This is a genomic window from Empedobacter sp. UBA3239 (assembly GCF_002362875.1).
GTDB classification, from domain to species: domain Bacteria; phylum Bacteroidota; class Bacteroidia; order Flavobacteriales; family Weeksellaceae; genus Empedobacter; species Empedobacter falsenii_B.
This window is the reverse complement of the sequence record NZ_DEVJ01000063.1, coordinates 15,480-30,372: the sequence shown is the minus strand read 5'-3', so window position 1 is coordinate 30,372 and position 14,893 is coordinate 15,480. Positions and strand designations below refer to the sequence as shown.

Sequence of the window (14,893 nt, the reverse complement as noted above, 5' to 3'; positions counted from 1 at the left end):
ACTCGACCGAAGTCGAGTTAAGTTTTTATAGTTATTCTTGTTCAGCTACCTTTTTTTTGCCGAACTTTTCTTTGATAATTTCCACTAAAATTGGAAGTACAGAAGCGATTGTTATTCCTAAAATTACTTTAGAAAAATTATTTTGAACCCATTCTATATTTCCTAAAAAGTATCCAATAAGTGTTAAACCAACAACCCATAACACGGCTCCAATCACATTATATGTAATGAAAATAGAGTATCCCATTCTCCCAATTCCTGCAACGAAAGGCGCTAAAGTTCTTACAATTGGTACAAAACGTGCAATTACAATGGTTTTTGAACCGTATTTTTCGTAGAATTCGTGCGTTTTATTGATATGTTCTTCTTGGATGAAATTTTTACCAAAAATCTTAACTTTAGTTGCTTTGTAACCAACTTTCTTTCCGATGGTATAATTCAATGTATCACCGAGTATCGCGGCCACCAAAAGAATTGCAATCATAATCCACACATTCATATCATTTGTTTCTTGTGCAGCTAACATCCCTGCCGCAAACAACAATGAATCTCCAGGTAAAAAAGGCATCACAACTACACCTGTTTCCACGAAAATGATTAAAAATAAAATTGCATACAACCACAAACCATATTCATTTGCAAACTCTGCTAAATGTTGGTCGATATGCATAATAAAGTCAAAAAGACTCATAAATACTTCCATAAAAGTTGATTAAATTTCCGAAGCATTAAATGCATTTTTGATATGATTTACGCTCCAAGATTGTTGTTTTTTTAAAAGTGCTAAAATATCAAATCTTACCTCAGAAATAAAATTATTTTTCTGAATAAAATCATCTGCGGCAAGAATTAACAATTTCTTCTTCTTTGTGTTAATAGAACTTTCTGGCTCCGCAACATAATTTGAAGTACGACTCTTAACCTCTATAATAACAATCTCATTTTCAAATTGAGCAATAATATCGATTTCGGCTTTTCTGTAAAAATAATTTCGAGCCAATATTTTGTATCCATTTTGGATTAAATAATTAACAGCAAAATTTTCTGCTTCTTTTCCGAAATCGTAACTAATACTCATTCAAAAAAATTATTTTGTTCCGTACAAACGATCTCCAGCATCACCTAAACCTGGAACGATATATCCATTTTCATTCAATTTTTCATCCAAAGCAGCCAAGAAAATTGGAACTTCTGGATAAACATTTTGTACAGCTTCCACTCCTTCTGGACAACCAACTAAACAAGCTAAACGAACAGATTTTGCTCCTTTTTCTTTTAAAATTTCGATTGCTTTGATTGCAGAACCTCCTGTTGCTAACATTGGATCAACCAAAATTACATCCCGAGAATCTAAATCAGTTGGGAGTTTACACAAATATTCAACTGGTTGTAATGTATCATGATCGCGGTAAAGCCCAATATGACCAACTTTAGCGGTAGGAATTAATTGATGAATTCCTTTTACCATTCCCAATCCTGCACGTAAAATTGGAACGATAGTCATATCATTTCCTTTTAATTTGTAACCGATTGTTTTGGTAATTGGCGTTTCAACTTCTACTTCTTCAAGCTCGATGTTACGTGTAATTTCGTAACACATCAAACCTGAAATTTCGTCTACTAATTCACCAAATTCTTTCGTTGTTGTGTTTTTATCACGCATTTGCGTAATTTTTGCTTTTACCAACGGGTGAGAAATGACTGTTAAATTATCTTGTTTCATATATGTTTGTATAATGATGCAAAGTTACATTATTTGAAGTAACATTTAACTGAACTTTTGCACCCATTTTTAGCGCAACATTGTGACCTGTATGTCCTGCAGGAAATCCGAAAGCAATTGGAATATTTATTTTTTTTGTATAACTATGAATGACTTCATACGTTTTTGGATCGAATGGATGATTGTAGTTTTCAGCATTTTCTTCTTCCGTATCCATATGCGTAAAGTTTCCTAAAACAATGCCGTTTACATGAGTAAGAATTCCGTTTCGTTTAAGATTCATCAACATTCGGTCGACCGCATACCAACTCTCAAACCAATCTTCTAAAAATAAAATCTTATCCGTAGGATTTGTAATCGCAGATTCGCTCCCTAAAAGTGAATAAACAATCGAAAGATTTCCTCCTATTAATTCTCCATTTGCTTCGCCTAAATTATTGTAAGCATGTGATTGAATTTCGTAATTAATTTCATGTCCAAATAGTACTTCATAAATACTTTGATAGGATGTTGGATGATATTCGGTATTTGCTAATTTTTTTGCTGTAACCGCGTGTAAAGTTTGATATCCTAATCGATTAAAATGATTGTGAAAAACAGTGATATCAGAATAACCAATGATCCATTTTGGATTTTTAGTAAACTTCGTTAAATCAAGTTCATCAATAATTTTCACAGAACCATAACCTCCTCTAGCACACCAAATCGCTTTTATCTCATGGTCATCTAATGCCCACTGAAAATCTTCTGTTCTCATTTCATCTGTGCCTGCATATCGATAACCAAAATCATATTCGGCATAAATATTTTTCCCTAAAACTGGAACTAATTTCCAAGATTTTATGAGCTCAATTGTTTCTTCTAATTCTCCTTTGAGCATTCGCTTTGCAGGAGCTACTATTGCTATTTTATCCCCTTCTTTTAAAAAATCAGGCTGAATCATTTTACAAATTTTCATCAAAGGTAAACACAAAAAAAAGACGAACTATAAAAGTTCGTCTTTTTATTATTTATAAAATTTATCTTAGAAATTATATGTAACACCTGCATTCCAAGTTCTACCTAATCCCCAGAAGTAACCATAACCATCTTTACGAGATAAGTATTGATCATTGAATAAGTTTTTAATGTTACCTCTGAATCTAATTTTTTGAGAACCAAATTTAAATTCATAGGTTGCACCTAAATCAACAATTGCATATGGTCTTAAAGGAACATTTAAATAATCATTGCCTTTAAGTTCTGATTTTACAATATCAACTACATTTACATTTTCATATAGTCTCGCGAAATAGTTGAAATCAGTATCAAAAGATAATCCTTTAGCTACATTTACTTTCGTACCCATACCAAATGTAAATTGTGCAGCATTACCAACTTTTACACCATCTAAATTAACAGGTTTATTGTCAATAACAATTGAGCTACTATTTTGATCTTGGATTCTATAATTAGCATTACCATCATATTTCCAATCTCCATATGAAGCATATCCTCTAATAGTCCAATCTCTATTAACTTTTGTATTAAAATCTATTTCTATACCTTTATGTAATTGAGTAATTCCTGTTAATAAGAAACGTACATCTTGTTGAACAAAATCCTCACCAACATAGTATCCATTTGCTGTATAAGAATCTGCACGATTTTCCCACTTAGTATAATAAGCATTAATATTAACATTTAAGTTTCGAGTCATATATTTATATCCAGCCTCTAAACCTAAGATCTCTTCGTTATCAATTGCTGGATCGATGAAACTAACTGTATTTTGCATAAAAACATTATCTAAGAATGCTTGACGAGAATATTTACCAGCGTTAACAAAAATTTTGTTTTCTTGAGTAATATTCAATGCTATACCTCCTTTAATGTTCCATCCAGTTTTATTGCGAACTTTAGATTTTGCCTCTCCATTTTTATAAGAAACAACTCCACTAACAACATCTTTGTGATCAGCGTTATAATTCCAACGGTCAAATTTTTGGTAAGACTGATTAGAAATAGCTCCTTGAACAAAAGCAGAGAAGATGTCATTAGAATACTCTACTTGTCCAAAACCACCTTGATAGTTAATTTTTTCCGAGTTATCGTAATTTACACGATCTTCTTTATCAGCTGAATTAAATAAAGAAGCCCATGGTTTCGCTTTATATGTATTAGTTATTAAATTGTTTGATCTATTTTTGTTATTTTCTTGACGACCATTCAATCCTAAATAATTTACAACCTGCTGGAAGTGATCACCTTCATAGAAACGCACATCTGCTCCTACGTTAAAAGCCCAACCTGTTTTTGTATCATAGTTGAAGTTTGTTACTCCTCCGTACCATAAATGATTATTAACAGAAGCTCTCAAAACCATCCCTTTAGAAGATGATGAAGATGTTCCTGAACCAATACCTCCATCGATAGTTTTATTATATCTTTCAACCTCATTCCAGTTAATAGCCCCGTCTTGAGTAAATACATTATAGCCATCTTGAGATAAACTAAATAATCCTCTACCTAAATTACCTGTTCCTCCACCACGTCCCATAGACGCATATAAAACTGTAGATAAAGATGCATTTTCATTAATTGTCCAATCCCAGTTTAAATTAGTAACTGGTTTGTGGTAATAATTTGTTCTTAACGATAATGGTTCTCCATTGTAAAAACCATAGTTAGAATTACCTTTACGACCAGTCATATCATAACCTGGAGTGTTTACAGATCCATTTTTATTATAAGTTGTCGTTAAAGGCTTAGAGTAATTTTGATCATGCTCTTGTGGTGCTCCAAATAACATCCAGTTGAATTGGTGACGATCATTTGGTTTGTACCCAACAGACACAAAATATGATTGTCCTTCTCCTCCTGTTCCACGTGCATATTTACGATGAGCAGTCCAATAATCTAATAAAATAGAAGCTCCCCATTTACCTTTCATACCTGTGTTATACCCTACAGTCGCTTTTTGGTAAGAGTCATTTCCAGCTACATAACGAACAAATCCTCCTTGTCTTAATTCTGTAGCTTTTGTTACAATATTTACTGTTCCACCTACAGAAGAAATAGCTAATTTAGAAGATCCTAAACCACGTTGTACATCAATAACGTTTGCAACATCAGTCATAGAAGACCAGTTAGACCAGTATACATTACCGTCTTCCATACCATTAATTGGTTGTCCGTTTAATAAGTAAGCTGTGTTTGACTGATCGAAACCACGTAAAAACATTTTAGCATCTCCAAATCCAGAAGCTTGGTCAGCTACATATACAGATGGAGAGTTTTTCATGATTTCAGGGAATTCAACATTACCAACAGCTTTATCTTGAATTTCTTCTTTTGTGATAATTGTGTTAGCAACTGGTGTTTTACGGTTTTCCGCAACATCAATAACTCCTTTACCAATGATTAATGTTTCTCCTAAAGATACGTTTTCGTCCTGTTCAACCTTTGTAGAATCTGTTGGTTCAACAACTTGGGCGAAAGATAATGATGCCATTAAGGCAAAAGCTCCTACAAGTAAAAGCTTAGTTGAGTTTAACCTCATCTTTTGAAATAGTTTAAAAGTTTACTTTCGCAAAGTTCTACACTTTAAATGAGATTATTGTTAAATTATGGTAAATTTTTAAACTTTTCTTGAATAACTTAAATATTAATTATCATATCAATAAAATCCCCCCTTAAAAACAAACAATAAACTAAATTACATGAAAAAAAATTGAAGATTTTTAAATATTTTTAAACATTTAATCAAAATTTAACATAATAAAAACATTAAAAATTAACATTTTTTTCTTGTTTTAGATTGTTATTTTTCATTTTAAAAAGAGAAAAGTAATTAAAATTTCACTATTTAGAATCAGTATTAATAAAATATTATCCAATAACTTTTTTATTTATAAGCTGATACTAATATATTTTAAAACAAATTATTCAAATACAATATAGCTAACGTTAAAATCTATTATTTAGTATTCTTACAACAATAAAAAAATTAAAATGTTAAAAAACTAAGCTTTCACTGCTTTTAAACTTAAGTCAAAGTTGGAAGCGGAATGAATAATCGCACCAGAAGAAATAAAATCAACACCCGTTTCGGCAATTGCTCGAACAGATTCTTTTGTAATTCCGCCCGAAGCTTCCGTTTTTATTCGCCCATTTATATATTGAACCGCTTCTTTCATCGTTTCAAGATCAAAATTATCCAACATAATAAAATCTACATTTGCATCCAAAGCTTCTTTTACCTCATCCATATTACGCGTTTCCACTTCTATTTTTAAATGTAAATGATGTTTTGACAAATAATCTTTGGTTTGCGCAACCGCTTTTGTAATATTTCCACAAAAATCGACATGATTATCTTTTAACATCACCATATCGTATAAACCAAAACGATGATTCTCTGCTCCTCCAATTTTAACTGCCCATTTTTCGATCATTCGGAAATTAGGTGTTGTTTTTCGTGTATCCAAAATTTTGGCATTTGTACCGCTTACCAATTCCATCATTTCGTGCGCATAAGTTGCAATTCCAGACATTCTCTGCATACAATTCAACGCTAATCGTTCGCAAGTTAAAATTGATTGTGAAGATCCTTTTACTTTGAAAGCAACATCTCCAAATTGTACTTTATCGCCATCATTTATATATTGTTCTATTTTTAAAGATGGATCAAACGTATCAAAAATAATTTTCGCTAATTCAATTCCAGCAATTATTCCGTTATCTTTCACTTTCAGTTCCGCTTCTTGAATTGCATCATACGGAACCGACGCTAACGTTGAATGGTCGCCATCGCCAACGTCTTCTAAAAAAGCTTGACGAATAAAAAGTTGTAATTTTTCTTGTGTGATATATGGAGGAAAATTCATTATCTATATGTTAAGGATGCAAATTTTGATTGATTAAATTCTTTCTTGGTTTTGTATTCGTAATACTCGGCCCAAGTACCATTTTCTTCGCGCACAACAGTAATCAACACTTGTACTGAAGGATCATTTTCGAAGAAATTTTTGATCTGAAGTTTATATTCTTTGTCATCAATTTTACCTTTTGTAATATCTATTGCTCCAGATTTGAAAGCCGCATCAAAAGCGGTTGCATAAGGATCGATAGAAGCCATTTCGAAAAGATTAGAAAACTTTCCTAAATAATATTCCCGACTTCCGTTATTACCAAAAGTTGTTAAATTAAATTCTTTATCAATTCTTACTTCAATCGTTTCTTCATCAGTTTTTAAAGTAAACAATACACGATTTTCCGAAGGGAACTTCTCAAAATCATTATTTTTTTCTGCCGATTCGTAACGTAAAGGCATTGTATATTTCATTGCAACTGCTTTTCCATCAACTCCTTTTGCAGGAGTTATTTTTAGATTAGCTCGCTCCATTTTATTATTCAACAAAACTAAACTAGACAATGCTACACTATTAAAAATTGGATTCGAACCATCAGTCGAGACATCTCCAAAATTACCATCTTCATTAATTTTAAAACCTAATTTAGATTGAGCAGTTTCGATATGAAGATAATCAGCAATATTAGAAAAGAATGAAATTTGAGTTTGAATATCTTGATTCAAATTTTTGTTCATACATGCTTGTAGCTCGCTATTTTCTTTTAAATTTTCACAACCAAAATACACAACCGCTTTCTTGGCTTCTTTACCAAAAGTCAAACTTACGTTTTGTTTTTCTTTCGAATTTTGAGCAAAAGAAAAACTCATTGCAAAACATGTAACGAACAGAAATAATTTCTTCATTAATTAAAATCTTTGTTATAAAAAGTTCCTCGATTTTCTTTTTGATTGATACTTTGCTCAATGATTAAATGTGCGACATCAACCAAATTTCGAAGTTCTAAAATTTTAGGTGAAACAATCGTAAAATAATAAATTTCTTTGACCATTTTCTCGATTTCATTGATACGATTTTGTGCAATTTGCAAACGATTATCGCTTCGTACAATTCCGACCAATTCGCTCATCATCGCTTGTAATTGTTTGCGTAAATAAGAAATCAATACTAATTCTTCTTGCACTTTCATGCCTTCTTCGTTCCATTCTGGAAACTCAAAATTATAAATCGAAAATTGATTATCATTTAATAAATCGACCGTTTTTAACGCTGCACGATGACCAAAAACCATCGCTTCTAACAACGAATTCGAAGCCAAACGATTTGCACCATGTAAACCCGTATTAGAACATTCGCCAACCGCAAACAAATTCTCGATAGATGTTTTTCCTTCTAAATCGACGTCAATTCCACCACACAAATAATGCGAAGCAGGAACAACCGGAACCAATTCGGTAAACATATCGTAGCCTTCGGATTTACATTTTTCGTAAATATTAGGGAAATGTTCCAAGAATTTTTCTTTCTCTAAGTGTCGACAATCAATATAAACATAATCATCTCCGCGCAATTTCATTTCATTATCAATCGCACGCGCCACAATATCACGAGAAGCCAATTCTTCACGTTCATCATATTTGTGCATAAACAACTGGCCATCTTTCGTACGCAATTTCGCACCAAAACCACGAACAGCTTCCGAAATCAGAAATAACTGTCCATCAAATTCGCTGTAAAAAGCCGTTGGATGAAACTGAATAAATTGCATTCCCGAAACGGTTGCTTTCGCACGTCGAGCCAACCCAATTCCATCGCCAGTTGCAATGATTGGATTCGTCGTATTTTTATAAACATGACCAACTCCGCCTGTTGCTAACAAAGTTACTTTGGCTAAATGTTGTTCAACTTTATCTGTATTCAAATCTAAAATATATGCACCAAAACATGTTGTTTTCTCTGCTATATCACGATTCAAATGATGTTCTGTAATCAAATCTACTACAAAATGATGCGTAAAAACTTGAATATTTGGATATTCTTTGATTGCTTCTAACATCGCGCGCTCAATCTCCCAACCTGTCACATCTTTATGATGAACAATTCTGTTTTCGGTATGTCCACCTTCACGACCAAGGTCATAAATTCCTTCGTTATTTTTATCAAAACGAACGCCCCAATCTATAATTTCATTGATACGTTCTGGTGCTTCTTTTACGACAACCTCAGCCGCTTCCAACTTACACAAACCATCTCCTGCACGAAGCGTATCTTCGATATGTTTCTCGAAACTATCTTTCTCGAAATCGCTCACAACAGCTACTCCGCCTTGCGCATATTTCGTATTGGTTTCGTCTTTATTTGCTTTGGTTACAATGGTAATTTTCGCATCAGGATTTCGAATCGCGATTTTCAACGCATACGAAAGTCCAGCAATTCCAGAACCAATGACTAATACATCTTGAATAGCCATTATTTGATTTTTTCTGATAAATCTAACATTCTATTAATTGCAGCTAACGCTTTAACTCGTAATTCTTCTTCTATTTGAATTTCTGGCAATTCATATTTCATGCACAGATATAATTTTTCTAATGTTGATAATTTCATATAAAAACATTCAGAACAATTACACGATTCATCTTGAACCAAAGCTGGAATTAATGTTTTATTCGGAGCAAGTTTTTGCATTTCGTGTAAAATTCCTTCTTCCGTTGCCACAATAAATTCTTGCGCATCATTTTCTACCACATAATCTAACAAACGAGACGTTGAGCCAATGAAATGTGCGAATTTCAATAAATCTTCTTGCGCTTCTGGATGCGCAATTAATTTAGCATTTGGATGATCAGCCATTTGTTGTGCAATTCTTTCCAAAGAAAACGCCTCATGTACGATACAAGCACCGTCCCACAAAATCATTTTGCGATTACAAACTTGATTTAAGTATCGACCTAAATTACGATCTGGAGCAAAAATAATTTCTTGCTCTTCTGGCAACGAATTAATAATCGCTTCCGCATTAGAAGAAGTAACAATAATATCTGATTCCGCTTTAACACCCGCATCACAATTGATATAACTCACTACAATCGCATTTGGATGTTGCTCACGCAAACCACGTAAACCTTCTGCCGAACAAGAATCTGCTAAAGAACAACCCGCTTTTGTATCGGGTAAAACAACTTTTTTAGAAGGGTTCAAAATCTTTGCAGCTTCTGCCATAAAATGAACACCACAAAAAACAATCATATCAGCTTCAGTTTTTGCAGCAGCACGTGCCAATTGTAACGAATCACCTAAATAATCTGCTAAATCCTGAATTTCTCCTGACTGATAATAATGCGCCAAAATCACCGCATTTTTCTCTTTGCGTAATTTATTGATTTCCGCAATCAAATCAGTTCCTTTTGGAATTTCAACATCCAAATAACCTTTATAATCTAACTTTTCTATCGCTTGTTCTAATGTATTCATTTGTGAGTGATTTTATTTAACACCTAATTGCTTTTTCACTTCTTTTGACAACGCATCTTTGTGCACTGTAAAAGCAATTGATTTCATTCTGAAATATGGTTTCGACATATAAATGTGTCCATTATTTCCTAAATCTGTTGTTCCCCAAGAATTTTTTACATCATAATATTGATTTCCCAATTGATCTTTCAAAATTCCTGTAATATGCATTAAATGGTCGTCTTCTGTCGAATAATCTTCAAAAGCAGCTTGACGCTCATCAGCAGAAACCCATTTTTCAGGTAAAATCTGAACAAAATAATCTGATTCTAAACCTTCTGAAGGCCAAATTGCCATTCCATACTTTTTAGAAAATGTTTTTTCAGAAACATCTGTATCAAAAGCTGCTGTATATCCTTTATATAATGCTTCGTCCAAGACCTTCATATATTCATCTAACGGTAAATTATAATATGAACCATTTGAGAAATTATCTGGCACTTGCAAAATAAATTGTGAATAATATGGCGCTTGCTGAAAAGATGTCAAGGTTACATAATCATCAGGATTTATTTTCAAGGCTTTTGCAAATTCTTGTGGTGTATATTCTTTTCCTTCGAACTTAAATTTTGTTGGAGGAACACCTAATTTATCATTCAATTTTTGATCAAATTTTGATTTCCAATCTGCTGTTAAATATTTTTTAGGATTTTTTACAATCGAATCTAATCCAACTTTCAAATCTTTTACCAACATTTCGTGGTTATGCTTCACATCTGTTCCATTCGCAAAACCTGCATAAACTTCGTTTGGAACTAATCCATTTTTACGAACCGAATTTAAAACATCATGCGACAAACCTCCTTGACTAAACTGTGCTTTTCCTTGGCGATATACATAATTATACGCTTTTACAGGATAAGTAAAACGCACATTATACATTTCCGATAAATCGACATCTTTTCCTGTCAAACGCTTCACTTCCGATTCTAAAAAAGAAGTTGTCGAAAATGACCAACAAGTTCCCGTTTTTCCTTGCGAAATAATAGGAAGTGCAGAATTATTAACTAATTCCTTAAATTTGAAAGGTGTTTCTTGTGCCGAAACCAACATACTTACAAAAGCGATGCTAGCGAATATATATTTTTTCATTTGTGTTTGTATAGATTTCAAAAGTAAAGTTATTTTATGAAGTTTTATTATAAAATGTAGAACGAAAACTTCTTTTCTGAATTACATAAAAATTATATTTTTACGTAAATATTTAATTCTTATAAATGAAAGAATATATTAGTAGAAAATATAATAGTTTTTATAATGTGCTTATTATAATTGTTTTAAACATATTAATTCTATTTACTTCAGTAATTATTTTCACTTATTTAGACGAAATAATTGCAAAAAATAAATATGATGTCTTGATTTTTTGTATTTCATTTATACTAATTTTATGTGTTTTTATTCGGATTAATTATCAGATTAATGAAATAGTGTTAGATAATAACATTAACCAACTTACAATTAAAAAGGTATTTTCAAAAAAAACATTTAATCTTAATGAAGTTCAAGAAATTAATCAATTTGTACTTCCATATTTAAATTATATCAAAATAAATAACAAAAAGTTCTTTTTTATATCAAGAGCTATTGATCCTTTTGGTGATAATTTTACATTTAATAGCGAAGAAGATTTAGAAAACATAAGATGTACTATTGATTCAATAAAAAATAACATTAATTAAAAATTTTCATTTATTTTAAATACATAATATTTCATTTTTCGAACAAATTATAAATCAAATCAGTATAAATATTCAATTTTTATTCATCTTAAAATTAATTTTCGTGAAAATGCCATAAATGACTCAAAAACCTATTAACTTTGCTCAAACATTACACAGATGCAACCAAGAGAAGATTTTTTATTGAAAGCTTACGAGCTGGGAATTATAAAATTTGGAAATTTTACTTTAAAAAGTGGTATAGAATCTCCTTTCTATGTCGATTTAAGACCTTTGGCTTCGAGTCCACAATTATTAAAAACTTTAGCAAACAACTTATTAGATTTAGTAGAAGATGTTGACTACGATTTGATTTGTGGTGTGCCTTACGCAGCATTACCAATGGCGACTACAATGAGTTTAACATCGAATATTCCTTTGATTATCAAACGTAAAGAGAATAAAGGATATGGAACTAAACGTATGGTAGAAGGTGTTTTTTCCGAAGGACAATCTTGTCTTTTGGTCGAAGATGTGATTACATCTGGACAATCTTTATTAGAAACAATTGATCAAGTTGAACGCGAAGGTTTACGTGTAAAAGATTTGGTTGTTGTTTTAGACCGTGCACAAGGTGGTTCAGACAAATTAAAAGAACAAGGGTACAACGTGAAAACGTTATTTACAATTCACGAAGTAATCGATATTTTACATAAATATCACCGTTTGAGTGATGATGAAGCGAAAAAAATCAAAGACTTTTTAGCTTTACCTCCAGAAGCGGCTCCTGCAAAACAACGTATTGCATTGGAAAACAAAAAAATTGTACATCCAGTTGGAAAACGTTTAGTTGAATTAGCACTTAAAAAACAATCTAACTTGATTGCTTCTGCTGATTTAATTACTTCTGAAGAAATTATTGATTTCGCTGGTAAAGTTGGTGATCATGTTGTTGCTTTAAAATTACATTCAGATATTATTCAAGATTTTTCGGACAATTTAATTGTTGAATTGAAAAAAATCGCACGCGAAAAAGAATTCTTATTATTCGAAGACCGTAAATTTGGTGATATCGGAAATACACAAGAATTACAATTCAAGAAATCGATTTATAAAATTTCTGATTGGGCAGATTTAGTAACTGTTCATCCAATTGGAGGTTTAGAATCATTAAAAGTTTTCGAAAATACAGGCGTAATCACAATTGTAGAAATGTCTTCGAAAGGAACATTGACAGACGATTATTACTTTACAAAAGCAATTAATGTTTCGGAACAATCTGGAAATGTTTTGGGAGCTGTTGCGCAACGCCAAGTTCCTGATAACTTGTTGTTGTTTACACCTGGTGTTAGTATTTCTTCGACTGGAGATAATAAAGGACAACAGTACAATACGCCTGAATTGGTTTTCAAAAATTACCACACAGACTTTATGATTGTTGGTCGTGGAATTTACAAAGCTGCTGATGTAAAAACTGCAGCTAAAGAATACCAAACTTTAGGTTGGGTTTCTTACTTACAAAGTTTGAATAACTAAGATTTAGATAAATTTTAAAAATATAAAGCAAGCTAAATTAAGCTTGCTTTTTGTTTTTTATTTCGTTTGAATTTTACTTCAATACAAATTTATGAGAAATAGAATTTCCTTGATTGTCATTAATTGTAGCTATATAAAACCCTGTTGATAAATTAGACAAATTTACACTTCCGTTTGATTGATCAGAATTAAACATTTTAACAGTTCGTCCAGTTGCATCTATAATTTTTATCGAAATTGATGCATTAAAATTTAGTTGATAACTCAATATTTTATTTGAAACAAAAATTTTAGACGAATTTTTATCGACATCATTTGTTCCTAAAGTTGAGGTCTTAGCCGCTTCAACCACATATTCAATTCCTAATTTCGTAAATTTTGCTGCGTGTGTAGACGTACTTCCCATTGAAGCATAGGTATCGTTTACAGAATGTATATAAGGATTATCTTCTCCCATTTTAGCTTCAAAAGGTAAAGTTGCTGCAAAACCATTTTCGTACCAACTAAAATGATCAGAACATCCATAACCACATTTTGACGTATCATATGTAAATTGATGCAAACCAGTTGTGTTATATTCGTACATCAATTTCATCAAAAACGAATTGAGATTTGCATCACAATAAGCATCCGTCATCAAAATAACATCCTTTGCAGAACCTTTGTAATTCGTCATATCAAATTGTACATAACCTATTACATTTTTATTCTCCGAAGCGTATTTCTGCGCAATTTCTTTCGACCCTACCAAACCTATTTCTTCTGCTGCATAAGCCATAATTTCGGTAGTTCGTTGCGGTTTGAAATTATTTTTTAACAACACACGCAAAACTTCTGTAATTGTTGCAATTCCAGATGCATTATCATCTGCTCCTGGTGCAAAAGTTTGATTTGCATTCCAACCAACAGTCGAATCGGCATGACCTCCAATAATCACAAATTCATCTTTCTTTTCAATTCCATTAAAAGTCAAAATCAACGACTTCATTGGCGTATTCACATGATCAACGATTCTTACAAATACGTCAGTTCGTCCTGCATCAGCAATCATTTTCACCCAAACTTCTTTCAATTTAAGAACCGCATTATTTGCTTCTTGTCGTTTATGATAACGCGTTTTGAAATCTTCTAACATCAAAATTGTTTTCTCAATTTCTTTGACATCAACATCATTCAATGCCGTAGTTATAAAAGCTTGTTCTGAAATGGTATAATTGAAAGGTGCTTTTTTCTGAGATGGCTTTTCTTGAAGTGATTGTAGTGCATCTTCTTTCGAATTTCTAAAAATATAACCATGTCCATGGGCAAATTTTCCATGTAAACTTTCAGCAATTTCTGGATGAAAATAAATAGCAGAAAAATTATTTTTTGAAGAAATTATTTCAATAGAATCCGTATGATTTTTTTGTAAAAAAGCGGCATTCTCAGTCTCCATTGTCGCAAAAATGAAATTTTCTCTGGATTGCGCAAAAGAATAAAGCCCATTCAATAAAAATGTGGTAAGTAGTAAAAGTTTAGTTTTCATAAAAAATCATATTAATGTAAAACAAATATATGATTAATAAACTTTTATCAAATTTATTTCAAATAAAAAAATCCATCTTTCG

At 31.8% G+C, this 14,893-nt stretch carries 13 protein-coding genes; 2 read left to right on the top strand and 11 right to left on the bottom strand.

The annotated features are described in order from the left end of the window. Positions 1 to 31 precede the first annotated feature (31 nt). From B4G36_RS09355 to B4G36_RS09310, 10 genes are all read right to left on the bottom strand, one after another. Positions 32 to 703 carry a DedA family protein gene (locus B4G36_RS09355; RefSeq protein ID WP_180905395.1) on the bottom strand — a complete coding sequence of 224 codons (672 nt, stop codon included), beginning with the start codon at positions 701 to 703 and terminating at the stop codon, positions 32 to 34. 9 nt (positions 704 to 712) lie between these two features. Further along, positions 713 to 1,078, bottom strand: coding sequence for a YraN family protein (locus B4G36_RS09350; RefSeq protein ID WP_291063569.1), 366 nt, complete (start codon positions 1,076 to 1,078; stop codon positions 713 to 715). Between the two features lie 9 nt (positions 1,079 to 1,087). Continuing rightward, positions 1,088 to 1,723 (bottom strand): uracil phosphoribosyltransferase, encoded by a 636-nt coding sequence (gene upp, locus B4G36_RS09345; RefSeq protein WP_291063567.1) that lies wholly within the window; start codon positions 1,721 to 1,723, stop codon positions 1,088 to 1,090. Continuing rightward, a complete protein-coding gene (locus B4G36_RS09340; protein WP_291063565.1) occupies positions 1,710 to 2,666 on the bottom strand; it encodes a S66 peptidase family protein in 957 nt (318 codons plus the stop codon). Before B4G36_RS09340 ends, upp begins: the two co-directional genes overlap by 14 nt. An 81-nt stretch (positions 2,667 to 2,747) precedes the next feature. Further along, positions 2,748 to 5,264, bottom strand: coding sequence for a TonB-dependent receptor (locus B4G36_RS09335; RefSeq protein ID WP_225538886.1), 2,517 nt, complete (start codon positions 5,262 to 5,264; stop codon positions 2,748 to 2,750). A gap of 463 nt (positions 5,265 to 5,727) precedes the next feature. Next, positions 5,728 to 6,591 carry a carboxylating nicotinate-nucleotide diphosphorylase gene (gene nadC, locus B4G36_RS09330; RefSeq protein ID WP_291063561.1) on the bottom strand — a complete coding sequence of 288 codons (864 nt, stop codon included), beginning with the start codon at positions 6,589 to 6,591 and terminating at the stop codon, positions 5,728 to 5,730. Then, on the bottom strand, positions 6,591 to 7,481 hold the full coding sequence (locus B4G36_RS09325) for a hypothetical protein (RefSeq protein WP_038337118.1): 891 nt from the start codon (positions 7,479 to 7,481) through the stop codon (positions 6,591 to 6,593). Before B4G36_RS09325 ends, nadC begins: the two co-directional genes overlap by 1 nt. Then, positions 7,481 to 9,046: an L-aspartate oxidase gene (nadB, locus tag B4G36_RS09320; RefSeq protein WP_291063558.1), complete on the bottom strand. Its 1,566-nt coding sequence runs from the start codon at positions 9,044 to 9,046 to the stop codon at positions 7,481 to 7,483. Before nadB ends, B4G36_RS09325 begins: the two co-directional genes overlap by 1 nt. Next, positions 9,046 to 10,050 (bottom strand): quinolinate synthase NadA, encoded by a 1,005-nt coding sequence (gene nadA, locus B4G36_RS09315; protein WP_286495703.1) that lies wholly within the window; start codon positions 10,048 to 10,050, stop codon positions 9,046 to 9,048. Before nadA ends, nadB begins: the two co-directional genes overlap by 1 nt. Before the next feature lie 12 nt (positions 10,051 to 10,062). Beyond that, on the bottom strand, positions 10,063 to 11,181 hold the full coding sequence (locus tag B4G36_RS09310) for a C1 family peptidase (RefSeq protein WP_291063556.1): 1,119 nt from the start codon (positions 11,179 to 11,181) through the stop codon (positions 10,063 to 10,065). A 125-nt stretch (positions 11,182 to 11,306) separates the two neighbouring features. On the opposite strand from B4G36_RS09310, the gene B4G36_RS09305 reads away from it, so the two are divergent. Further along, complete coding sequence (locus B4G36_RS09305; RefSeq protein ID WP_286495705.1) at positions 11,307 to 11,771, top strand: hypothetical protein; 465 nt, start codon at positions 11,307 to 11,309, stop codon at positions 11,769 to 11,771. A gap of 159 nt (positions 11,772 to 11,930) precedes the next feature. Next, on the top strand, positions 11,931 to 13,286 hold the full coding sequence (locus B4G36_RS09300) for an orotate phosphoribosyltransferase (protein ID WP_291063554.1): 1,356 nt from the start codon (positions 11,931 to 11,933) through the stop codon (positions 13,284 to 13,286). A 73-nt stretch (positions 13,287 to 13,359) separates the two neighbouring features. Here B4G36_RS09300 and B4G36_RS09295 read toward each other — a convergent pair whose 3' ends face one another. Next, the gene (locus B4G36_RS09295; protein ID WP_291063552.1) at positions 13,360 to 14,811 is read right to left on the bottom strand and encodes a M20/M25/M40 family metallo-hydrolase; all 1,452 of its coding nucleotides are present in this window, start codon (positions 14,809 to 14,811) and stop codon (positions 13,360 to 13,362) included. Between the last annotated feature and the right edge of the window lie 82 nt (positions 14,812 to 14,893).